The sequence below is a fragment of the Olleya marilimosa CAM030 genome (genome assembly GCF_000518485.1).
Taxonomy (GTDB): Bacteria; Bacteroidota; Bacteroidia; order Flavobacteriales; family Flavobacteriaceae; genus Olleya; species Olleya marilimosa.
In genome coordinates this window covers 176384-199777 of the sequence record NZ_JADR01000001.1, presented here as the reverse complement: position 1 = coordinate 199777, position 23394 = coordinate 176384, and the positions used below count along the sequence as shown (strand labels likewise).

Genomic DNA, 23394 nt, shown 5'->3' with positions numbered 1-23394 from the left:
CTGTAATAATTCAGAACATAAAGCTATTAATGAATTTTAGATATATAAAATGTACCAACACTAACCAGTTGGTACAAAACTTTTTTGAACTAACTGTTGATCAGTCTAGTATACCTTTAAAATCAAAAGTTATACCTACTGCACAATCACATATTATATACACCAATACACCTATTCAAACGGAGTGTAATAAAGTAACTTATAACAGCAACGGATTAGTAGTTTTAGGACAATCCTATAAGTCTTATGTAGTAAAGGCTACTAATCCGTATTTTAATTTTGGAATAAATTTTCATCCTACAGCACTTTATAAGATATTAAAAACTGATATTTCAAAACTTACCGATAAACACGTTAGTCTTTCTGAGATAGACAATAAGTTATATACACTATTAAGTCCAATTTTTAAAGAAAATTTAAAGGGTACAGCATTAGCAAAACGCATAGAAAATCAACTACAAAAGCTAGAAGTGTACGAGAGTAAAAACACTAAATTAGTAGATGAAGCTGTAAAAGTGATTTATAAAAAAGAAGGTAAAATTAATGTAGAAGAACTACTTAAAATTTTTCCAATTTCGCAAAAACATTTAGAAGTACAGTTTAAAAAAACCATAGGCTTAACACCCTTAAAATTTATAAAGCTATATAAGTTTTTAAGCTTAATGAAACAGTATGAAGCCAAAAAAGCTTCAATATCAGAATTAATAGACTATTATGCCTATTATGATCTGTCGCATTTTACTAAAGACTTTAAATTATTTATGAACCAAAAGCCCTCAGATTACTTCAAATCAGAGAATATTTTCTTAAATAATTATTTAAAACTCTAATTTTTACGATTTTTTACATCATTTAAACAAAAGATTTTACATAATTTAGCTTCGAATTTATGTGATTTATTTAATTTAAATGAAAGTTAAGGGATTCATTTAAAAATAGTTAGTTATTAAATAAAAATCAAAAAAGCATATATTCACGCTATCAATCAGTTAGCATAGGAGCTGTTTAATTACAGCTCCTTTTTTTTACTGCTATTTGAAATGGAAATAAAATTTCATACTTTGCAACTCTTAACAACTTCGCAAATAAACCAATGATAGAAATAACTAGACTCTTCGATTTCCCATACTATCAACTTGAAAAATATAATCTTGAAAAATCATTATCAACAAAATATGACGGTAAATGGGTATCAATTTCTACAAAAAAATATTTAGAACAGGCCAACACAATTAGTAGAGGATTACTAAGATTAGGCATCACAAAAAATGATAAAATAGCAGTAATATCCTCAACTAATCGTACAGAATGGAATATCATGGATATTGGTATTTTGCAACTTGGCGCACAAAATGTACCAGTCTATCCTACAATATCTGAAGAGGATTACGCATACGTTTTAAATCACGCAGAAGCAAAATATTGTTTTATATCATGTCAAGAAGTTTATGATAAAGTCATAAAAATAAAAGCAGAAGTACCATCATTAATAGAAGTTTACTGCTTTGATCAATTAGAAAATTGTAAAAACTGGAACGAAGTATTAGAGCTAGGAAAAGATCAATCTAACCAAGCCGAAGTTGAAAATTTAAAAGACAATGTTAAAGCTAGTGACCTAGCAACACTAATCTATACTTCCGGAACAACTGGAAAACCTAAAGGAGTAATGCTATCTCACGATAATTTAGTTAGCAATGCTTTAGAAAGTTTTAAAAGAATACCAATCGAATTAGGATCAGCAAGAGCCTTAAGTTTTTTACCATTATGCCACGTATATGAGCGCATGCTTATATATTTATATCAATATTGTGGTGCCTCAATACACTACGCTCCTATTGACCAAATAAGCGAATACGCCCAAGAGGTTAAGCCACAAGTCATGACTGCTGTACCTAGATTATTGGAAAAAGTATATGACAAAATTATTGCTAAAGGTGCAGAGTTGACTGGTATTAAGAAAAAATTATTTTTCTGGGCTGTAGACGTAGGATTACAATACAAACCCTATGGCGAAAATGGTTGGTGGTATACACAAAAACTAAATCTTGCAAATAAATTAATATTTAGCAAATGGAAAGCTGCACTTGGAGGCGAAGTTGCAGTAATGGCTTCTGGTAGTGCTGCTTTACAACCAAGATTAGCACGTGTATTTAATGCAGCAGGATTTGGTGTTATGGAAGGTTATGGATTAACCGAAACTTCTCCTGTTGTATCTGTAAATGATATGCGCAACGGAGGATTTAAAATTGGGACTGTTGGTAAATTATTAGACCGTACCGAAGTTAAAATTGCCGAAGACGGAGAAATTTGCGTAAAAGGACCGCAAGTCATGATGGGTTATTATAAAGATGAAGCCAAAACTGCAGAAGTCATTAAAGATGGCTATTTCCACACTGGAGATATAGGTGTTATTGATGACGAAGGTTTTTTAAAAATTACCGATCGTAAAAAAGAAATGTTTAAAACCTCTGGTGGTAAATATGTAGCACCACAATTATTAGAAAACAGATGTAAACAATCTAGATTTATTGATCAAGTAATGGTTATTGGTGAAGGCGAAAAAATGCCAGCAGCAATTATACAACCTGACTTTGAATTTATTAGAAATTGGGCTAAAATACATAATAAAACTCTAGGCAATAATGAAGAGTTAGTTGCTAACCCAGAAGTAATAGCTCGTATACAAGAAGAGATAGACATAGCAAACACTAAATTTGCTAAGTGGGAAAAAATTAAACAATTTAGATTAACAGCTGAAGCTTGGACAGTAGAAGCTGGACACTTAACACCTACTTTAAAACTAAAACGTAAAATAATTAAAGAAAAATATAAAGCATTATACAACGATATTTACGGATATTAATATTTTAAAAAAAAATATAACTACAAAAAGCTATCTAAATTTAGGTAGCTTTTTTTATACACTAATTTTAAATTTATTATGCATGCATAATAAATTTTTACTATCTTTGAAAATATAACCATTTATTAAGTTTCTAATATGAAAGATAAAACCATAGATTACGTGCTTAGAACCACGTGGTTAGCAGTTAATAAAATGTATAATGAAGAAGCTGCTAAATTTGGTACAACTATGGCTACTGGGTTTACACTATTAAGTATTGATCAAGAAGAAGGCACACCTTCAACCTCATTAGGTCCAATTATGGGTATGGAAGCAACTAGTCTTTCTAGAATCCTGAAACGTATGGAAGAAATGGATTTAATAGTACGTCGACCAAATCCAAATGATGGTCGTGGTGTATTAATTTATCTAACTCCATTTGGTAAAGAAAAACGTAAAGATGCAAAAGAACGTGTTTTAGTTTTTAATGAAGCAATTAGAGAACACGTATCTGAGGAAAAGTTAAAAAGCTTTTATGAAGTTTCGGATACCATAAATGAATTGATATCCAATAAAAAAATATACAATCAAAAAGAACACACATTAAAATAATATGAGCAAACGTAGAATTAAAAAAATAGCGATTATTGGTTCCGGAATAATGGGATCTGGTATTGCTTGTCACTTCGCCAATATTGGTGTAGATGTATTATTATTAGACATCGTTCCTAGAGAACTAAACGACAAAGAAAAAGCTAAAGGATTAACTTTAGAAGACAAAGTCGTAAGAAACAGATTAGTAAATGATGCTTTAACTGCATCTTTAAAATCTAAACCCTCTCCTATTTACAGCCAATCTTTTGCAAGTCGCATCTCTACAGGAAACTTAGAAGACGACATTGCTAAAGTAGCAGATGTAGACTGGATTATGGAAGTTGTAGTAGAAAGACTTGATATTAAACAACAAGTGTTTGAAAAACTAGAAAAATACAGAACTCCAGGTACCTTAATTACATCTAATACTTCTGGTATTCCTATAAAATTCATGAGTGAAGGTCGTAGTGAAGATTTCCAAAAGCATTTCTGCGGAACACACTTCTTTAATCCTGCACGTTACTTAAAATTATTCGAAATAATCCCAGGACCAAAAACAGATGCTTCTGTTTTAGAGTTTTTAAATGAATATGGCGAAAAATTCTTAGGAAAAACGTCTGTTGTAGCTAAAGACACACCTGCATTTATAGGTAACAGAGTTGGTATTTTCAGCATACAAAGTTTATTTCATGCAGTTAAAGATTTAGATTTAACTATCGAGGAAGTAGATAAATTATCTGGACCAGTCATTGGTCGTCCAAAATCTGCAACCTTCCGTACCGTTGATGTTGTTGGTTTAGATACTTTGGTTCACGTTGCAAACGGAATTAGAGAAAACTGTCCTAATGACGAACGTTTAGAGTTATTTGAATTACCTAGCTTCATCAACACAATGATGGAAAATAAATGGTTAGGTAGCAAGACTGGACAAGGTTTTTATAAATTAGTTAGAAATGCAGATGGGACTAAAGACATTTTATCTTTAGACTTAAATACCCTAGAATACAGACCTAATAAACGTGCAAAATTTGCAACTTTAGAATTAACGAAAACGATTGATAAAGTAGTTGACCGTTTTAAAGTACTAGTCAAAGGGAAAGATAAAGCTGGCGAATTCTACAGAAAAAGCTTCACAGCATTATTTGCTTACGTATCTAATCGTATTCCAGAAATTTCAGACGAGCTTTACAAGATTGATGATGCCATGAAAGCTGGTTTTGGTTGGGAACATGGTCCTTTCCAAATTTGGGATGCAATTGGTGTAGAAAAAGGAATCGAATTAATGAAAGCGGAAGGTTTAGAACCTGCTGCTTGGGTTAACGATATGGTTGCTTCTGGTAACACCTCTTTCTATACAGTAAAAGAAGGCGCTTCGTATTATTATGATATTGCTGCAAAAGCACAAACTAAAATACCTGGTCAAGATAGTTTCATTATCCTTGATAATATCCGTAAAACAAACGAAGTGTTTAAAAACTCTGGTGTTGTTGTAGAAGATTTAGGTGACGGAATCCTTAACCTAGAATTCCAATCTAAAATGAACACTATTGGTGGAGACGTTTTAGCTGGATTAAATAAAGCTATTGATTTAGCCGAAAAAGATTTTGCTGGTTTAGTTGTTGGTAATCAAGCTGCAAACTTCTCTGTTGGTGCAAACATCGGAATGATTTTCATGATGGCTGCAGAGCAAGAATATGACGAGCTTAACATGGCTATCAAATATTTCCAAGATAGTATGATGCGTATGCGTTATTCTTCTATCCCAACTATCTCTGCTCCTCACGGAATGGCTTTAGGTGGTGGATGTGAATTATCATTACACGCAGATAAAGTAGTTGCAGCAGCAGAAACTTACATGGGACTTGTAGAGTTTGGTGTTGGTGTTATTCCTGGTGGTGGTGGTTCTAAAGAAATGGCTTTAAGAGCACAAGATATGTTCCAAAAAGGAGATGTACAATTAAACGTTTTACAAGAACATTTCTTAACAATTGGTATGGCAAAAGTATCTACTTCTGCTTATGAAGCTTTCGACTTAAACCTACTTCAAAAAGGAAAAGATGTTGTTGTGGTTAACAAAGACCGTCAAATAGCAGTTGCGAAACAACACGCTATGCTAATGGCTAATTCAGGATACACACAACCAGTAAAAAGAGATGATGTTTTAGTTCTTGGTAAACAAGCATTAGGTATGTTCTTAGTTGGAACAGACTCTATGGAAGACTCAAATTACATTTCTGAACACGATATGAAAATCGCTAATAAATTAGCTTACGTAATGGCAGGTGGAGATTTATCTGAACCAACACGCGTGACAGAACAATATTTATTGGATTTAGAGCGTGAAGCTTTCTTAAGTTTATGTACAGAGCGTAAAACTTTAGAGCGTATTCAGCACATGTTAACCAAAGGTAAACCTTTAAGAAACTAAGAAAAATGAAAACAGCATATATAGTAAAAGCATACAGAACCGCAGTTGGTAAAGCACCAAAAGGCGTGTTCCGTTTTAAAAGAACAGATGAATTGGCAGCCGAAACCATCAAGTATATGATGAAGGAATTGCCAGGTTTAGACCCAAAGCGTATTGACGATGTTATTGTTGGTAACGCAATGCCAGAAGGTTCTCAAGGATTAAATATGGCACGTTTAATCTCATTAATGGGATTAGATATTGTGGATGTTCCTGGCGTAACTGTAAACCGTTTTTGCTCTTCTGGAGTAGAAACTATTGGTATGGCAACTGCAAAAATACAAGCTGGAATGGCAGATTGTATTATTGCTGGTGGTGCAGAAAGTATGAGTAGCGTACCAATGACAGGTTTTAAACCAGAATTGAACTACGATATCGTAAAAGCAGGTCATGAAGATTATTATTGGGGAATGGGAAATACTGCAGAAGCTGTTGCAAAACAGTTTAAGGTATCTCGCGAAGACCAAGACGAGTTCGCTTACAATTCACATATGAAAGCCTTAAGAGCGCAAGCTGAAAATCGTTTTCAAGATCAAATTGTACCAATTGAAGTAGAACAAACTTATATTGATGCTAACGGAAAGAAAGCAACCAGATCTTATACAGTAACTAAAGATGAAGGACCTCGTGCAGGAACAAGCAAAGAAGCTTTAGCTAAACTTAGAGCAGTATTTGCTGCTGGAGGAAGTGTAACAGCTGGTAACTCGTCACAAATGAGTGATGGTGCTGCTTTTGTAATGGTTATGAGTGAAGACATGGTTAAAGAGCTAGGTTTAGAACCAATTGCAAGAATGGTAAACTATGCTGCTGCAGGTGTTGAGCCTCGTATTATGGGAATTGGACCAGTAAAAGCAATTCCAAAAGCATTAAAACAAGCAGGATTAAAACAAGACGATTTAGCTTTAATTGAGTTAAATGAAGCTTTTGCTTCGCAATCTTTAGCTGTAATTAGAGAACTAAATCTTAATCCAGATATAATTAACGTAAATGGTGGTGCAATTGCATTGGGTCACCCATTAGGATGTACAGGAGCAAAATTATCTGTACAACTATTTGACGAAATGCGTAAGCAAGACATGAAAGGTAAATATGGTGCAGTTACCATGTGTGTTGGAACAGGTCAAGGTGCTTGCGGTATATTCGAATTTTTAAACTAATTAAAGAACTTAATACAATACTATAAAATGGCAGATTTAGAAAAAGATATCCTTCGTGGAGGTCAATTCTTAGTAAAAGAAACAAATTGTGATGATGTGTTTACTCCTGAAGATTTTTCAGAAGAGCAAGCAATGATGAAAGATTCTGTAATGGAATTTAATGATCGTGAAATTATTCCTCATAAAGCACGTTTTGAAGCTAAAGATTATGCATTAACTGAAGACGTTATGCGTAAAGCTGGAGACATGGGATTTTTAAGCGTAGCAGTTCCTGAAGCTTATGGCGGAATGGGAATGGGATTTGTTTCTACAGTATTAACTTGTGATTATATTTCAAGTGGAACAGGTTCTTTTAGTACTGCTTTTGGTGCACATACAGGTATTGGTACTATGCCAATTACGTTATATGGTACAGAAGAACAAAAACAAAAATACGTACCAAAATTAGCATCTGGAGAGTGGTTTGGAGCTTACTGTTTAACAGAGCCTGGAGCTGGATCTGATGCAAATTCTGGTAAAACAACTGCAGAGCTTTCTGCAGATGGAAAATCATACAAAATTAACGGTCAAAAAATGTGGATCTCAAATGCAGGTTTCTGTAGCGTGATGATCGTTTTTGCTCGTATTGAAGATGATAAAAACATTACTGGGTTTATTGTGGAGTATGATAGTGAAAATCCAAATGGAATTACTTTAGGTGAAGAAGAACATAAATTAGGTATTCGTGCGTCTTCTACACGTCAAGTATTTTTTAACGACACTGTAGTACCTGCTGAAAATATGTTAGCTGGTCGTGGTGAAGGTTTTAAAATTGCTATGAATGCACTTAACGTTGGACGTATTAAATTAGCTGCTGCTTGTTTAGATTCGCAAAGACGTATTTTAACAACTGCTGTAAATTATGCTACAGAGCGTAAACAATTTAAAACACCTATTGCAGATTTTGGAGCAATTAAAGTAAAGTTAGCCGAAATGGCTGCAAGTGCTTATGCTGGTGAATCTGCTACGTATAGAGCTGCTAAAAATATTGAAGACAGAATCGCAATGCGCGAAGCTGCTGGAAATACACATCAAGAAGCAGAACTTAAAGGTGTTGAAGAATACGCAATTGAGTGTTCTATCTTAAAAGTTGCGGTATCTGAAGATGTGCAAAATTGTGCAGATGAAGGAATCCAAATTTTTGGAGGAATGGGATTCTCTGAAGAAACGCCTATGGAGTCAGCTTGGAGAGATGCACGTATTGCACGTATTTATGAAGGAACTAATGAAATCAACAGAATGTTAACCGTTGGTATGCTTGTTAAAAAAGCTATGAAAGGTCACGTTGACTTATTAGGTCCTGCATCTAAAGTACAAGAAGAATTAATGGGTATACCATCGTTTGAAACACCTGATTACTCTGAATTATTTTCAGAAGAAAAAGAAATGATTAAAAAGCTTAAAAAAGCATTTTTAATGGTTGCTGGTGGTGCTGTTCAAAAATATGGTCCTCAGTTAGAAGATCATCAACAATTATTAATTGCAGCTGCAGATATCTTAATTGAAATCTACATGGCAGAATCTGCAATTTTAAGAACTGAGAAAAACGTTAAACGTACTAGCGAGGCTGAGCAATCGGCTCAAATCGCGATGGCTAAATTATATTTATATCACGCAGTAGATATCGTTGAAGAAAAAGGAAAAGAAAGTATTATTTCTTTTGCAGAAGGCGACGAACAACGTATGATGTTAATGGGTCTTAAGCGTTTTACAAAATATGCTAACTATCCAGATATCGTAGATTTACGTATCGAGATTGCAGAAAAAGTAAAAGCAGAAGGAAAATACTGCTTCTAAAAATTAAGTTTTAGTTTTAATTACCCTAAAAAGCTGTTTTGTAATGAAACAGCTTTTTTTTGTTATTTAATTTAATAGTTAAAAAACACTACAATGTGAAGTGGTTTTTTATTTTTCATTAATTTAGAAGAAATTTTTATAGTAATGAAAAACACACTCTATCTAATACTTTTTTTTGTAATTTCTCCTTGTATATCAACAAAAGCCCAAGGCTTACTGCAAGAAAAAAACAACTTTACTAGACAAGACACGCTTCGTGGAAGTATTACTCCAGAACGCGAATGGTGGGATTTATCCTATTATCATTTAGATATTAAAGTTAACCCAGAACAGAAAACAATCTCTGGTACAAACACCATTCAATATACCGTTTTAAAACCAAACCAAGTGTTACAAATTGATTTGCAGGAACCGTTAGTACTGACTAAAGTGACTCAAAACAATAAAGAACTAGAAATAAAACACGATGGAAATGCTCACTTTGTAACGCTTAAAGACCAGCAAAAAATAGGAGCAACAAATAGTGTTATAGCCTATTACGAAGGGAAACCTCGTGAAGCTGTTAGAGCGCCTTGGGATGGCGGAATTTCTTGGAAAAAAGACAAAAACGGAAATCATTTTATAGCCTCATCCTGTCAAGGACTTGGAGCAAGCGTTTGGTGGCCTAATAAAGACCATATGTATGACGAAGTAGATAGTATGGATATTAGCGTTACTATTCCAAAAGGACTAATGAATGTGTCTAACGGAAGACTTAAAAATATTATTGATAATAAAGATGAAACAATTACAACTAATTGGCATGTAGCAAACCCAATTAACAACTATGGTGTAAATATTAATATTGGTGATTATGCTAATTTTTCTGAGGTTTTTAAAGGCGAAAAAGGTGATTTAGACATGAATTACTACGTTTTAAAAGACAACCTTGAAAAAGCAAAAACCCATTTTAAAGATGCACCAAAAATGATGAAAGCTTTTGAACATTGGTTTGGTCCTTATCCGTTTTACGAAGATAGTTTTAAACTAGTAGAAGTCCCTTATTTAGGTATGGAACACCAAAGTTCTGTAACTTACGGAAACAAATATATGAATGGCTATTTGGGTAGCGATTTATCCGGAACAGGTTGGGGTTTAAAATTTGATTTTATCATCATTCATGAAGCTGGACACGAGTGGTTTGCAAACAATATTACTAATGTAGATATTGCAGATATGTGGATACACGAAAGCTTTACTGCTTATTCTGAAAGCTTATTTTTAGATTATTATTACGGTAAACAAGCCTCATCAGAGTATGTAATTGGTACAAGAAGAGGAATTCAAAATGACAGACCCTTAATTGGACAATATAATGTTAATAATGAAGGTTCTGGAGATATGTATTACAAAGGTGCTAATATGCTGCATACCTTACGTCAACTAGTTAATGATGACGAAAAATGGAGACAAATATTACGTACTTTAAATTCAAAATTCTATCATCAAACCGTAACAACACAACAAATTGAAAACTGTTTAGCTGAAGAATCTGGTTTGGATTTAAAAGAGATTTTTAATCAATATTTGCGTACTACTAAAATTCCTGTTTTAGAATATCAAGTGGAAGGTAAAAAATTGCATTACAAATGGACAAATACAGTAAAAGATTTTGTGATGCCAATTAAAATTGAAGTCAATGGTATTAATCACTGGATAACACCTTCAAAAGAATATCAGACCCTAAAATTAAAATCTAAAGACTCAAATATAAAAGTAGATAATAATTTTTATGTGAATGTAAAAGCACTTTAAAATGACTACTGACGAGTACTATTTTAAATCTGATAAAGAATGGCGAGAATGGCTACACATCAATCACGATAGTGATAATGGCATTTACCTCATCTTTTACAAAGTAGACCACAAAAACGAAAGTATGCGTTGGGAAGAAGCTGTAAAAGTTGCCTTGTGTTATGGTTGGATAGATAGTACAGTTAAAAGTTTAGGAAACGGAAAACGCAGGCAATACTTTTGTAAACGCAATCCTAAAAGCGTGTGGAGCGCACTTAACAAAAAGCATATTAAAGCCTTACTTGCTGAAGACTTAATGCATCCAAAAGGTTTAGAAAGTATAGAAATTGGTAAACAAAACGGAAGCTGGACTGCTTTAGATGCAGTTGAAAAAGGCATTATTCCAGACGCATTACAATTGGCATTTGATGAAAATCTTAAAGCTTTTGAAAACTATAACAACTTTGCACCTTCTTACAGAAAAAGCTATCTGTATTGGCTAAACCAAGCGAAACGAGAAGCTACTAAACAGAAGAGAATAAAAGAAATCATAAACTTCTGCGAAGCAAATATTAAATCTAGAGATACTTGGTAATATTATTAAATGAAAGGGTTTCACTTTTTTTCGACTTAATATAAAATTGCAACACCATGAATATCCAAAAAATAAATTTTACTAATGCTGAAGGTCAACAATTAGTTGGCAGATTAGAGCTTCCTATAAATCAACATCCTCATAACTTTGCCATATTCGCACATTGCTTTACTTGTAATAAAAACTTATCTGCTGTAAAAAATATTACACGCGAATTAACGTCTAACGGGTTTGGTGTGTTACGTTTCGATTTTACTGGTTTAGGCGAAAGTGAAGGCGATTTTGAAAACACCAATTTTTCTGGAAATGTGGACGATTTAATTAGTGCTTCTAATTATTTAAAAGAAAACCATACTGCTCCTACCCTTTTAATTGGACATTCTTTGGGTGGAGCTGCTGTTATTTTTGCAGCCTCTAAAATAGATTCTGTTAAAGCAATTGCAACTATTGGAGCACCTTCAAACCCTAAACATGTTAAACATTTAATACAAAACAGTGTTGAAGAAATAAAAGCAATAGGAAAAGCAAATGTGAGTATTGGTGGACGACCATTTACAATTAAAAAACAGTTTTTAGACGATATAGAAACTAAGTCGCTTCCAGACGTTGCTAAAAACTTACGCAAAGCATTGTTAGTACTGCATTCGCCTCAAGATACTACAGTTGGTATTGCGAATGCTGAAGAAATTTACATTGCTGCTAGACACCCTAAAAGTTTTGTAACGCTTGATGGAGCAGATCATTTATTAATGAAAAAAGAAGATTCTATTTACGTAGGAAGCGTCATTGCAACTTGGGCAAAACGCTATATTTCTATTCCTAAAACAAACACTGTTTCTACAACGCATCAAGCTGTTGCTAGCTTAGACGCCGAAGATGGTTTCACGACACAAATGACGGTTGGAAACCACACTATGATGGCTGATGAACCTACAAGTTATGGTGGTAACGATTTTGGGCCTTCGCCTTACGAATTGGTTTCTGCCGGATTATCTGCTTGTACAGCAATGACCGTTCAAATGTATGTTAAACGAAAAGGTTGGGATTTACAAAATATAGAAGTACATACTTCGCATACTAAAGTAACAAAGCAAGCTATTGAAAATGGTGAGCAAAAAGAAATTAAAGTAGATACCTTTAACAGAGAGATTAAATTAAAAGGAAATTTAGACGAGAAGCAAATACAACGTATGCTTCAAATTGCAGATAAATGTCCAGTACATAAAACACTACATAGCGCTATTGAAGTGGTTACCACATTGGCTTAAACAAAAAAGCGCATCATTAAAAATGATGCGCTTTTTTATTGTTTTAAGTTTAAAATTATAAACCACTAATAAAACTACCATAAGGATCTTTAAACTGAATCCCTTCGGTAAATCTATATTTACTTAATTGCTTGTATTCCACTAAAGCCCAAAGCACAAATTCTTTTACAAAATAGCTTTCTTGCTTGGTTAGTTTTGGTTGGTGTTCTGCCAATAAATCATCTAAAGGAGAAACTGCATCTAATAATGCTTTATACTCTTTATCACGTAAACCATCTAATAACTCGAAACCTTCAGAATGGTTGAAAAACCAAGAGACGATGTCGTCATAAGGAGTAACATCTTCTTGTTTTTTTAATTTTTCTATCTTCGGAAAAAACTCTGGAAACAGACTTTTTACTGCTTCACCAATTAAGTTATAAGCCACTTGTGCTGCGCCTTCTTGTTCACCTTCATAAACCAATTCTACTTTACCAGTAATAGCTGGAATAATTCCTAAAAAGTCCGACAATCTTACTGTTGTAGTCTCATCTCCAGATTTTAACGCACGTAATTCTGCTGTACTCAATAAATTCTCAAAAGCAGTAATACTTAAACGTGCACTTACACCACTTTTCTCGTCTATAAAATCGCTTTCTCTAGCTTCAAAAACAATTTGTTCAAGTAAATCTTTAGCCAATTCTGGTACGTGAATACTTTCTTTTTGACGACTATCCGATTTTGCTTCTTGTTGTGTAATTGTTTTTGCAGTTTCAATATCTGTTGGATAATGCGTTAATATCTGCGATCCAATTCTATCTTTTAAAGGTGTAACAATGCTTCCTCTGTTGGTATAATCTTCAGGGTTTGCAGTAAAAATAAACTGCATATCTAAAGGTAAACGCAATTTAAATCCTCTAATTTGAATATCTCCTTCTTGCAAAATATTAAACAAAGCCACTTGTATTCTGGCTTGCAAATCTGGCAACTCGTTTATAACAAAAATGCAACGGTTTGCACGCGGAATCATTCCGTAATGTATTACTCTGTCGTCTGCATAACTCAGTTTTAAGTTTGCTGCTTTTATTGGATCCACATCACCAATAATATCTGCAACAGTAACATCTGGAGTTGCTAATTTTTCGGCAAAACGCTCGCTTCTATGCATCCAAGTAATTGGTGTGTCGTCTCCTTTTTCTGCAATCAATTCTGTTGCAAATCGTGAAATGGGTTGTAAAGGATCGTCATTAATTTCGGAACCATCAACCACAGGAATATACTCATCTAACAAATTAAGCATTAAACGTGCTAAACGTGTTTTTGCTTGACCACGTAATCCTAAAAAGTTAATATTATGACGTGATAAAATGGCACGTTCTAACTCTGGAATCACAGTGTTTTCGTAACCATGTACGCCTTCAAAAACGGTTGTTTTATTTTTTATTTTTTCAATTAAATTATCTCTTAATTCATCTTTAATAGACTTGCTTTTATATCCAGCTTTTTTTAATTCGCCTAAAGTTTTAATATTTTTTATTTCCATAGTTCTTTTAAATCTTTTTCATTTCGAGCGTGAAAATTTTTCACTTATAACTCTTAGCTTTTTTTATCCTTTAATTCTTTTTTTTCTGTTTGTTTCGTAATCTTCAAAAATCATTTCACCTAATCCTTTTAAGCCTGTATAAAACGCTTTACCTTGATTGGCGTGCGTAAATTCTTCTACAAATTGCATTAAATAAGGGTCTTGAGCAATCATAAATGTTGTAATTGGAATATGCAGTTTTCTGGCTTGTTGCGCTTGCGCATAGCATTTATTAGTGATGTAAGGATTTAAACCGTTACTATCTTTATAATACGTACCATCTGGCAAACGCAAACAACTTGGTTTACCATCTGTAATCATAAAAATTTGCTTGTTGGTATTACGTTTGCGACGTAATAAATCCATTGCCAATTGTAATCCTGCAACCGTATTTGTGTGATATGGACCAACGTTTAAATAGGGTAAATCTTTTATTTTAATTGGCCAAGCATCGTTACCAAAAACCAAAATATCCAACGTATCTTTTGGATAGCGCGTTGTAATTAATTCGGCTAAAGCCATAGCTACTTTTTTGGCAGGCGTAATTCTATCTTCACCATACAAAATCATACTGTGACTAATATCTATCATTAACACTGTACTCATTTGAGACTTGTGTGTGGTTTCTTCAACCACCAAATCGTCTTCGGTTAAATTAAAATCGCCAATACCATGGTTTATTTGTGCGTTGCGCAAACTTTCTGTCATAGAGACTTTATCCAAACTATCTCCAAATTGATAGTTTCTAAAATCGCCTGTATGCTCATCTCCTATTCCAACACCTTTACTTTTGTGGTTTCCAGAACCACTACGCTTAATGTTTCCAAATATTTGGTCTAAAGCAGATTGCCTAATGGCACGCTCAGTCTTTGCTGTAATAGCGTTACCTTTTTTACCGTCTGGTTTAATTTCTTCACGTATGTAACCTTTTGCTTTAAGGTCTTCTATAAAGTCGTCAATTGTATACTCTGGAGTGGTTAATTTATACTCTTTATCTAACTCACGAAGCCAATCTATAGCCTCATCAAAATCTCCAGATGTATGCGTAATTAATTCTTTAAAAATATCAAAAAGCTTCTCGAAAGGGGATTGCGAAGGTGCTTCGTATGGTTTAAATACAAAGCCTTTCCTGTTGTTATTTTTGTTTTTCATGCACTATAAAAATACGACATTTTAACATCAAAATAAACGTCTTAACAGCTTTTTAAGATTATGTTGCTTAACTTTAATGCGAACTAATCAACCAAAAATGAAAAAATTATCCATTTTACTTTTATTACTCTTCTCTATTACAGCATTTTCGCAAGAATTCTCTATGGAATTGGTTAAAAACATGAAACCAAGAAACATTGGTCCAGGCGGAATGTCTGGTCGTGTTACAGCTATAGATGCTGTGCATAGCAATCCTGATATTATGTACGTTGGTACAGCTTCTGGCGGACTATGGAAATCTACTTCTGGAGGTATAAATTGGGAACCTATTTTTGAAAAAGAAGTCACAGCATCTGTTGGTGCTGTTGCTATACAACAATCTAATCCAAGTGTTATTTGGGTAGGTACTGGAGAAGGTAACCCAAGAAATAGTCTAAATGGTGGTTACGGAATTTATAAATCTTTAGACGCAGGAAAAACTTGGAAACTAATGGGTTTGGAAAATACCAGACACATCCATCGTGTGGTAATAGATCCTACAAATCCTAATATAGTTTATGCTGCTGCTATTGGTAGTCCATGGGGTGAACATCCTGAACGTGGTATTTTTAAAACTATAGATGGTGGTAAATCATGGAAAAAAATATTATTTGCCAATAACAAAACAGGAGCTGCAGACCTAGTTATGGATCCTACTAATCCAAATAAATTAATTGCTACACTTTGGGAGCATAAACGTGAACCTTGGTTTTTTAAATCTGGAGGTCAAGGTTCTGGATTACACATCACACATGATGGTGGAGAAAATTGGACTAAAGTTACAGAAAAAGAAGGCTTTCCTAAAGGAGAATTGGGACGTATTGGAGTGGCTATTGCTGCTAATAAACCTAATATTATTTATGCTTTAGTTGAAGCAAAAAAGAATGCACTTTACAGAAGTGATGATGGTGGCTTTAAATGGAAAAAAGTAAATGATAAAAGTGATATTGGTAATAGACCCTTTTACTATTCTGAAATATATGTAGATCCACAAAACGAAAACAGAGTATATTCAGTTTACACCTATATTAATGTAAGTGAAGATGGTGGTAAAAACTTTACACAATTAATGCCTGCTTATGGTGCAAACAATGGTGTCCATCCTGATCATCATGCTTGGTGGATACATCCTAACAATGGTAATTTTATGATTGATGGTAATGATGGTGGATTAAATATTACAAAAGATGGTGGTAAAAACTGGCGTTTTGTAGGTAATCTTCCTGTTGCACAATTTTATCATATTAATGTAGATAACGAGTATCCTTACAATGTATATGGAGGTATGCAAGATAATGGATCTTGGAGAGGTCCTGCTTATGTGTGGCGTGCGCAAGGTATACGTAACAGCTATTGGCAAGAAATTAGTTTTGGAGATGGTTTTGATGTGGTACCAGATAAAGACAATTCGCGTTACGGTTGGACCATGAGTCAACAAGGCTCTGTTAGCAGATATGATTGGCAAACAGGTAACAACTACACCATACAACCAACACATCCAGATAAAGATGTTACCCTGAGATTTAATTGGAATAGCGCAATAAACATTGACCCTTTTAGCAATAATACTATTTATTTTGGAAGTCAATTTGTACATAAATCTACAGACAAAGGATTGACATGGACAGTCATCTCGCCTGATTTAACTACTAACGATCCTGAAAAATTAAAACAACATGAAAGTGGTGGCTTGACTATGGATGCTACAGGAGCAGAAAATCATTGTACCATTTTGGTTATAGAACCGTCTTCTGTTGAAAAAGATGTCTTTTGGGTTGGTACAGATGATGGTCGCGTGCATGTTACCACAAATGGAGGACAAAGCTACAACGACGTGTCCAATAACCTAAAAGGATTACCAAAAGGCAGTTGGATTGCTCAAATAAAAGCTAGTAATAAAAATAAAGGTGAAGCTTTGCTTATCGCGAATGATTACAGACGTTTTAATTACACACCTTACGCTTATAAAACAACTAATTACGGTAAAACTTGGGAGCGTATTGTAGACGAAAACGATGTTAAGAGTTATACCTTATCAATAATTGAAGATTTAGAAGAATCAAACTTACTATTTTTAGGTACAGATGATGGTTTATATGTATCAATAGACGCAGGAAATAAATGGACTAAATGGACGGAAGGCTTCCCTACAGTTTCTGTAAAAGACTTAGTAATCCATCCAAGAGAACACGATTTAGTAATTGGTACTTTTGGACGTGCTGCTTGGGTTTTGGATGATATTAGACCTTTACGTGCTATTGCTAAAAACAAACAAGTTATAGACAGTAAAATTACCCTATTCTCTCCTCCTACTGTCTATCAAGCAGCTTACCAACAACCAACAGGAAGTCGATTTGGTGCAGATGCTATGTTTAATGGAGATAACAGAGGTCGTGGTGCACAATTTACGTATTTGGTTACTCCTGTAAAAGCTTCAAAAGAAGATAAAAAAGCGGAAGACAATGATAAAGCAACTGATTCTGATGCTAATGAAGATAAAAATGAAATTAAATGGGATTCTATTTCATTAAAAATATACAATGGAGATAAGTTAATCAGAACCTTAAAACGTAAAGTACCAGAAGACAAAGGATTACATAAATGGACTTGGTATATGGACGAAAAAGGTGGTGACAGACCCTCTAGAACTGTTAGAAAAAGCACTAGAGAATCTGGAGGTGTAGATGTAAAACCTGGTACTTACAAAGCAGTATTAGAATATGGTGACCAAACATCAGAAACCATGATAACTGTGGCGTCAGACCCAAGACTAAACGTTTCTACTAAAAACACAGATGATGTCTATGCTGCTTTAAAAGAGATTGAAAATATCCGACAAATAGCTGCAGATGCCACCAAGCAACTAGTGGAGAATAAAACCCTTGCAGAGAAATACAAAACAGAATTAACAGATTTAGATAAAGAAAAATATAAAGATGAAATAAAAGCCTCTAAAGATATCATCAAGCAAATAGATGAATTACTAGATATTTACCTAGGCAAGCAAGATAAACGACAAGGAATTACAAAAACTTTAGACGTAAGTGTAAATGACAGAATTGGTACTGCATCTTGGTATATTGCAACAAGACAAAATGGTTTAACTAGTACAGAAACCACCTTGTTACAACATGCTAAAGAAGATTTAAAATTAGCATTAGAAAAAACAAACACCTTTTTTAATACTAACTTTAAACCCTATTACCAAGACATTATAAAAATTAACATGACTAAAGGCATAGATGAAATTAAAACCTTTACATTAGATTAACTGCTTGTAATTTGCAAAAGCATAAATATCTACTTAACTTTAAAAAATCACAATAAAATAAAATTCAAAATGAAAAAAATATCATTACTACTATTGGTCGTTACCTTAGGCTTATTTACAAGCTGTAAAGAGGATAAAACACAACCTGAAACCGAAAAAACCGTAGCCGAAACTGCTAAAAAAGTAAAATTAAAATTAGAATCTAAAAGCGGAAGTAATGTAACAGGTAATGCTGTGTTTACAGAAGAAGATGGTCAAATTAAATTTACTGCAATGCTTAGTGGTTTAGAACCAGGAACACATGCTATCCATATTCATGAAAAAGCAGATTGCTCTTCGGATGACGGAAAATCAACAGGTGGACACTGGAATCCAACAGGAGCACCTCACGGAAAATGGGGAAGTAAAGCTGGATACCATAAAGGAGACATTGGTAATTTAGAAGCAGATGCTAATGGTCATGCAACAATAATGCTAAAAACAGACGAGTGGTGTATTGGATGTGGTGACCAAAACAAAGACATATTGGGTAAAGCAATAATTGTACATGCTGGTACAGATGACTTTACAACACAACCAACAGGAGATGCTGGTGGACGTGTAAGTTGTGGAGGGATCATTAAGTAATCCACAATAGCAATAGATTAAAAAAATCGCTTTTTAGCGATTTTTTTATGTTTTTTATTATACTTTAGTTCAAGATATTTTTATATGGATATAGACAATTTAGTAATACAATTTAAGAAGAAAGACGAAAAGGCTTTTGAAAAATTATACACTATGTACAAGGATAGTATGCATGGTGTAATTTATAATATAGTTAGAGATAATGACATTGCTGAAGAAATCATGCAAGATGTATTTATCAAAGCTTGGCATAAAGCCGATAGTTATGACGTTAAAAAGGGTCGTTTCTTTACTTGGCTAATAAATATTGCTAGAAATGCAGCAATAGATAAAACTAGATCTAAGTCTTTTAAAAACTCCGGTAAAAACCTTAACTCTGATTTTTTCGTAGATATTATCCAGTCGCATGATAGTTTAGACGATAGTACTGATGCTATAGGCATCAAGAAATTTGTAGATAAATTAGCTAAAAAGTGCATTGAAGTGATTGAGCTATTATACTTTAAAGGGTTTACACAAAAAGAAGCCTCAGAAGAGTTAGATATGCCAATTGGGACGATCAAGACTAGGAATAGAAATTGTATAAAAGAATTAAGAGAAGCTGTACTATAACATGAATATTAACGACTATATAAACTCAGGAATATTAGAACTGTACGTTGCTGGACAGCTTTCTGAAAAAGAAAGTAGTGAAGTATATGATCTAATGTTAAAACATCCCGAAGTCCTAAAAGAAGTTTTAGAGATAGAGGCTGCCATAGTTAAATTAACTGCAAGTGTCTCTCCAAAAAATAAAATTGCTTTTAATACTATAAAAGATAGGTTAGACAACAATACAGATAGTAAGGTTATTAGTTTAAACAGACCTAAAACCCAATGGTTAAACTATTCTGGTTGGGCAGCTGCAGTTGTTTTAGCTGGAGGATTAATTTGGACCATAAATCAAAAATCTGATCTAGAAAACCAAATACAAACGGTTAATACTGAAAAAGACTTTTTAGAAATCCAAATGGAAACCTCTAAAACAGATTTAGCAGAAACTAAAAACTTATTAAATATAATTAGAGATAAGAGCATCATTAATATACCATTAGAAGGTCAAGCTGCAGCTCCTGGAGCGTACGCTAATGTGTATTGGGACAAAAAAGATGATACCGTCTATTTAGACTTACAAGGTTTACCAGAACCTCCAGAAGGTAAAGTATATCAAGTATGGTCTTTAACATTAAACCCTTTAACACCAACTAGTTTAGGTACTATTGACGATTTTATACAAGACGACAATAAGATTTTTAAACTTAAAAATGCTAATCAATCACAAGCATTTGGTATAACGTTAGAGCCAGCTGGAGGAAGTCCTTCTCCAACATTAGAACAATTATATACGTTAGGTGCTTTAGCTTCTTTATAAGATTATAAAACCTTAAATTACTTACAAAAAAGACACCTATTAGGTGTCTTTTTTTATGCTTTACTATGCTAAACTAATTTAAAACAGTGACACACACTTTACTTGTCTGTTATTTACAAAATAATAGCTAGTTACTGTTAAATATTAATCAATTGTAACATAAGTAAACAGATGCTTTTTATAATATTAGATGCCAAAAAAAGTATCTAACCACTCATGGTTAACAATTAAATATGAAGCAATTAAAAATTAACCTGTGTATAACATTACACATAGAGTGCAATCAATGACTTAATAATAAGGATTTGCTTAAACTACTACGCTGTTTATTATTAATAAACACTACTTATAATTTAAACTAAAATGTCTATCTAGGGAATTTTAAACATGATATAAAAAAGAAAGCGTTTGATAATAAATTATCAAACGCTTTCAAAACAAACTAACAAAAAACAAACCTTACTTTTTCATAGCATTTAAATTAATGTTAGTTGTGCAATTAATTGTTTCCCTTAAACTGATTGCAACTATACTTACGTAATTTTTATGAGTAAGGTTTTATTTATTTTTAAAACGTGTAACTTAACGTCGTTTTAAAGTTAAAAGGTGTTCCTGGTGTAAAGTGAATCTCTTCCACTGGATCAGCTTCATTTTGCAATCTTGACTCAGTTAAAAACTGAGTTTCTTTCCAATCTGTATCTAATACGTTTTCAATACTAACACCTAATTTCCAGTGCTTATTAAATGCATAATTCACATTTAAATCTGTTACAAAATAGCCTTCTGCTTGCACACTATTATCTTCATTTGCAGGTCTATCATCTACGTATCTGTAGTTAATTCCTCCTGAAAAATTATTTAAATCTTTAAAAGATAAACCTCCTACTAATGTAAAATCTGGTGCTAATGGTATATAATCGTTTCCGTTGTCTTCTTCTAGACTTCTTGCTCTGGTAAGTGTAGCATCTGTATTAAAGTAAATATTATCTGTTAATTGATATCTAACCCCAAAATCAACGCCATAACGTTCAGATTTTCCGCTAGGCTCAATAATTCCTGCATCTCCAACGTATACAAATTCTTCCTCAGAAAATAAATACCATAAAGCCGTATTAACAACTAATTTTTGTGTTGGTTTCCATATATTTCCAAAATCTAATCCATAAGCTTTTGGTAAAGCGTTATCAATGTCTTGATTTAAAACCACTCTGGAATCGTTTGAATGAAATCCAATTCCGGATTTAACAAACCATTGCACATTATTATTTTGATTATACTCAATACTTAATTTTGGTAAAATAGCGACTTCACTATCGGTAAGATTAGAGTACGTTGGACTTAATTGGTCTTGGTACTGAAACTTAATATATTCTAGACGTACAGCTGGAGTAATTTTCACTTTTCCTAGATCAATTTCTGCATTAAAAAAACCATATAAATTACGTTGGTTAACATTTCCTAATTGGATGTTTTCTAAGGTTTCTTTTCTGTTTAAAGTATGTGATAACTCGATATCACTAACATCATCATATCTTAAACCAACACCAGAATTATAAGTTACATCAAACGTATTGTAGTTTTTATTTTTTTTGAATTGTGTATTAAATCCAAAAATATTACGTGCTTCTTTTTGCTTTATTTGATCGCCATTTATTGGGTCTTCTAAAAAGAAAGTGAAGTTAGAATATAACTCAAAATTGTAGTTAGAATAAAATGCATTAGTCTGCATAGACACGTCGTTATCTAATATTGTGCTGTATTGCACATTAAGGTTAGTACGATTGGTGTTACCACCTTCTGTGTCATCCACAGCCCCAAAATTAGAAAGCGTTCCGTTATCCACTAATCGTTGAGGGATTTGACCTGAAGCATCCCATTGACTTGTAAAATGACTAAGAGTTACTCCTATTTTAGAATCATTATTTAAATAGGCATTATACTTACTTACAATATTTAATCTATCAAAATTTTGAGGTGATTCAAAAGGTCCATCTGTCTCAATATACTCTACAGCAACATATGCGTTTTGAGAGGTTTTGTTTTCTAGAAGATTAAACATCCCTAAAGTTCTTAAAGAATTAAATTGACCTGCTGAAAAACTAACTAGATTATCCTCTAACTTATCTTTTGTTTTAAAGTCTACAAATCCAGCAGTATTAAAATCGCCATGATTTGCATAATACGGACCTTTTCCAAAATTGATGGTGTTTATAGTTTCTGGGATTAAAAAATGTAAGTCGCTATATCCTTGTCCATGTGCGTGAGAAACCATGTTAACAGGCATACCGTCTACTGACAATCCAACATCTGTACCATGATCGACATCAAAACCTCTTAAAAATATTTGTTCTGCTTTACCACCACCTGCATGTTGACCAATGATTAAACCTGGTACTTTTCTTAAAATTTCTTGTGAAGAGTTAATTGGACTTGTTGCCAAATCTATTTTTATCACGCTATTCATTACATCGATAGGTTCTGACAAGACTAACTCGTCTAACACAAATGCTTTAGCGTCTAGATTAATAATAAATGTATTATCTAAAAGTGATTGCGTTAAAACAAGTGTTTTCTTTTCATATCCTAATAATCCAACCATTAGGCTATCTCCTACTTTTGTTTTATTGATTATAAACTGTCCAAATTGATTGGTATGCGCATGCTCTTTTGACGTTTGGTTATACACGTAAGCGCTTTCTAAAGGTTGGCTATTATCCATAACATACCCTTTAACGGTTTGTGCATGTACTGTAAAAGCGAGACTTAATAAGGTTAAATAAGCGACTATTTTTTTCATT

At 33.3% G+C, this 23394-nt stretch carries 16 protein-coding genes; 13 read left to right on the top strand and 3 right to left on the bottom strand.

Annotated features, from left to right (window positions below; translation table 11 throughout):
• Nucleotides 1-29: 29 nt before the first annotated feature.
• The 9 genes from M890_RS0101005 to M890_RS0100965 all read left to right on the top strand — a co-directional run bounded on the left by M890_RS0101005 (nt 30) and on the right by M890_RS0100965 (nt 12535).
• On the top strand, nt 30-830 hold the full coding sequence (locus M890_RS0101005; RefSeq protein WP_028281722.1) for a helix-turn-helix domain-containing protein: 801 nt from the start codon (nt 30-32) through the stop codon (nt 828-830).
• 263 nt (nt 831-1093) lie between these two features.
• Nucleotides 1094-2863 carry an AMP-dependent synthetase/ligase gene (locus M890_RS0101000; RefSeq protein WP_028281721.1) on the top strand — a complete coding sequence of 590 codons (1770 nt, stop codon included), beginning with the start codon at nt 1094-1096 and terminating at the stop codon, nt 2861-2863.
• A 138-nt stretch (nt 2864-3001) separates the two neighbouring features.
• Complete coding sequence (locus tag M890_RS0100995; protein ID WP_028281720.1) at nt 3002-3457, top strand: MarR family winged helix-turn-helix transcriptional regulator; 456 nt, start codon at nt 3002-3004, stop codon at nt 3455-3457.
• A 1-nt stretch (nt 3458) separates the two neighbouring features.
• Nucleotides 3459-5867: a 3-hydroxyacyl-CoA dehydrogenase/enoyl-CoA hydratase family protein gene (locus M890_RS0100990; RefSeq protein ID WP_028281719.1), complete on the top strand. Its 2409-nt coding sequence runs from the start codon at nt 3459-3461 to the stop codon at nt 5865-5867.
• A gap of 5 nt (nt 5868-5872) precedes the next feature.
• A complete protein-coding gene (locus M890_RS0100985; RefSeq protein ID WP_028281718.1) occupies nt 5873-7063 on the top strand; it encodes an acetyl-CoA C-acyltransferase in 1191 nt (396 codons plus the stop codon).
• 27 nt (nt 7064-7090) lie between these two features.
• Nucleotides 7091-8899 carry an acyl-CoA dehydrogenase FadE gene (locus M890_RS0100980; protein WP_028281717.1) on the top strand — a complete coding sequence of 603 codons (1809 nt, stop codon included), beginning with the start codon at nt 7091-7093 and terminating at the stop codon, nt 8897-8899.
• Between the two features lie 144 nt (nt 8900-9043).
• The gene (locus M890_RS0100975; protein ID WP_028281716.1) at nt 9044-10693 is read left to right on the top strand and encodes a M1 family metallopeptidase; all 1650 of its coding nucleotides are present in this window, start codon (nt 9044-9046) and stop codon (nt 10691-10693) included.
• 1 nt (nt 10694) lies between these two features.
• Nucleotides 10695-11267 carry a YdeI/OmpD-associated family protein gene (locus M890_RS0100970; protein WP_028281715.1) on the top strand — a complete coding sequence of 191 codons (573 nt, stop codon included), beginning with the start codon at nt 10695-10697 and terminating at the stop codon, nt 11265-11267.
• A gap of 56 nt (nt 11268-11323) precedes the next feature.
• The gene (locus tag M890_RS0100965) at nt 11324-12535 is read left to right on the top strand and encodes a bifunctional alpha/beta hydrolase/OsmC family protein (protein WP_028281714.1); all 1212 of its coding nucleotides are present in this window, start codon (nt 11324-11326) and stop codon (nt 12533-12535) included.
• Nucleotides 12536-12590: 55 nt separating this feature from the next.
• Here the strand turns inward: M890_RS0100965 and M890_RS0100960 are convergent, their stop codons facing one another.
• A complete protein-coding gene (locus M890_RS0100960) occupies nt 12591-14057 on the bottom strand; it encodes a MoxR family ATPase (RefSeq protein ID WP_028281713.1) in 1467 nt (488 codons plus the stop codon).
• 63 nt (nt 14058-14120) lie between these two features.
• A complete protein-coding gene (locus M890_RS0100955; RefSeq protein WP_028281712.1) occupies nt 14121-15248 on the bottom strand; it encodes a vWA domain-containing protein in 1128 nt (375 codons plus the stop codon).
• A gap of 97 nt (nt 15249-15345) precedes the next feature.
• On the opposite strand from M890_RS0100955, the gene M890_RS0100950 reads away from it, so the two are divergent.
• From M890_RS0100950 to M890_RS0100935, 4 genes are all read left to right on the top strand, one after another.
• Nucleotides 15346-18558 carry a VPS10 domain-containing protein gene (locus M890_RS0100950; protein ID WP_028281711.1) on the top strand — a complete coding sequence of 1071 codons (3213 nt, stop codon included), beginning with the start codon at nt 15346-15348 and terminating at the stop codon, nt 18556-18558.
• 69 nt (nt 18559-18627) lie between these two features.
• Nucleotides 18628-19185: a superoxide dismutase family protein gene (locus tag M890_RS0100945; RefSeq protein ID WP_028281710.1), complete on the top strand. Its 558-nt coding sequence runs from the start codon at nt 18628-18630 to the stop codon at nt 19183-19185.
• Between the two features lie 84 nt (nt 19186-19269).
• Nucleotides 19270-19797, top strand: a complete 528-nt coding sequence (locus tag M890_RS0100940) for an RNA polymerase sigma factor (protein WP_028281709.1) — start codon at nt 19270-19272, stop codon at nt 19795-19797.
• A gap of 1 nt (nt 19798) precedes the next feature.
• On the top strand, nt 19799-20596 hold the full coding sequence (locus M890_RS0100935; protein ID WP_028281708.1) for an anti-sigma factor: 798 nt from the start codon (nt 19799-19801) through the stop codon (nt 20594-20596).
• Nucleotides 20597-21164: 568 nt separating this feature from the next.
• On the opposite strand, the gene M890_RS0100930 is transcribed toward M890_RS0100935, so the two are convergent.
• Nucleotides 21165-23393 (bottom strand): TonB-dependent receptor, encoded by a 2229-nt coding sequence (locus tag M890_RS0100930; protein WP_028281707.1) that lies wholly within the window; start codon nt 23391-23393, stop codon nt 21165-21167.
• Nucleotide 23394 lies beyond the last annotated feature (1 nt).

Coding starts and splice junctions, on each gene's coding strand:
- M890_RS0100965 (WP_028281714.1), top strand. CDS start 11,324: ATGAATATCCAAAAAATAAATTTTACTAATGCTGAAGGTCAACAATTA.
- M890_RS0100940 (WP_028281709.1), top strand. CDS start 19,270: ATGGATATAGACAATTTAGTAATACAATTTAAGAAGAAAGACGAAAAG.
- M890_RS0100990 (WP_028281719.1), top strand. CDS start 3,459: ATGAGCAAACGTAGAATTAAAAAAATAGCGATTATTGGTTCCGGAATA.
- M890_RS0100930 (WP_028281707.1), bottom strand. CDS start 23,393: ATGAAAAAAATAGTCGCTTATTTAACCTTATTAAGTCTCGCTTTTACA.
- M890_RS0100975 (WP_028281716.1), top strand. CDS start 9,044: ATGAAAAACACACTCTATCTAATACTTTTTTTTGTAATTTCTCCTTGT.
- M890_RS0100970 (WP_028281715.1), top strand. CDS start 10,695: ATGACTACTGACGAGTACTATTTTAAATCTGATAAAGAATGGCGAGAA.
- M890_RS0100955 (WP_028281712.1), bottom strand. CDS start 15,248: ATGAAAAACAAAAATAACAACAGGAAAGGCTTTGTATTTAAACCATAC.
- M890_RS0100945 (WP_028281710.1), top strand. CDS start 18,628: ATGAAAAAAATATCATTACTACTATTGGTCGTTACCTTAGGCTTATTT.
- M890_RS0101000 (WP_028281721.1), top strand. CDS start 1,094: ATGATAGAAATAACTAGACTCTTCGATTTCCCATACTATCAACTTGAA.
- M890_RS0100995 (WP_028281720.1), top strand. CDS start 3,002: ATGAAAGATAAAACCATAGATTACGTGCTTAGAACCACGTGGTTAGCA.
- M890_RS0100985 (WP_028281718.1), top strand. CDS start 5,873: ATGAAAACAGCATATATAGTAAAAGCATACAGAACCGCAGTTGGTAAA.
- M890_RS0100980 (WP_028281717.1), top strand. CDS start 7,091: ATGGCAGATTTAGAAAAAGATATCCTTCGTGGAGGTCAATTCTTAGTA.
- M890_RS0100935 (WP_028281708.1), top strand. CDS start 19,799: ATGAATATTAACGACTATATAAACTCAGGAATATTAGAACTGTACGTT.
- M890_RS0101005 (WP_028281722.1), top strand. CDS start 30: ATGAATTTTAGATATATAAAATGTACCAACACTAACCAGTTGGTACAA.
- M890_RS0100950 (WP_028281711.1), top strand. CDS start 15,346: ATGAAAAAATTATCCATTTTACTTTTATTACTCTTCTCTATTACAGCA.
- M890_RS0100960 (WP_028281713.1), bottom strand. CDS start 14,057: ATGGAAATAAAAAATATTAAAACTTTAGGCGAATTAAAAAAAGCTGGA.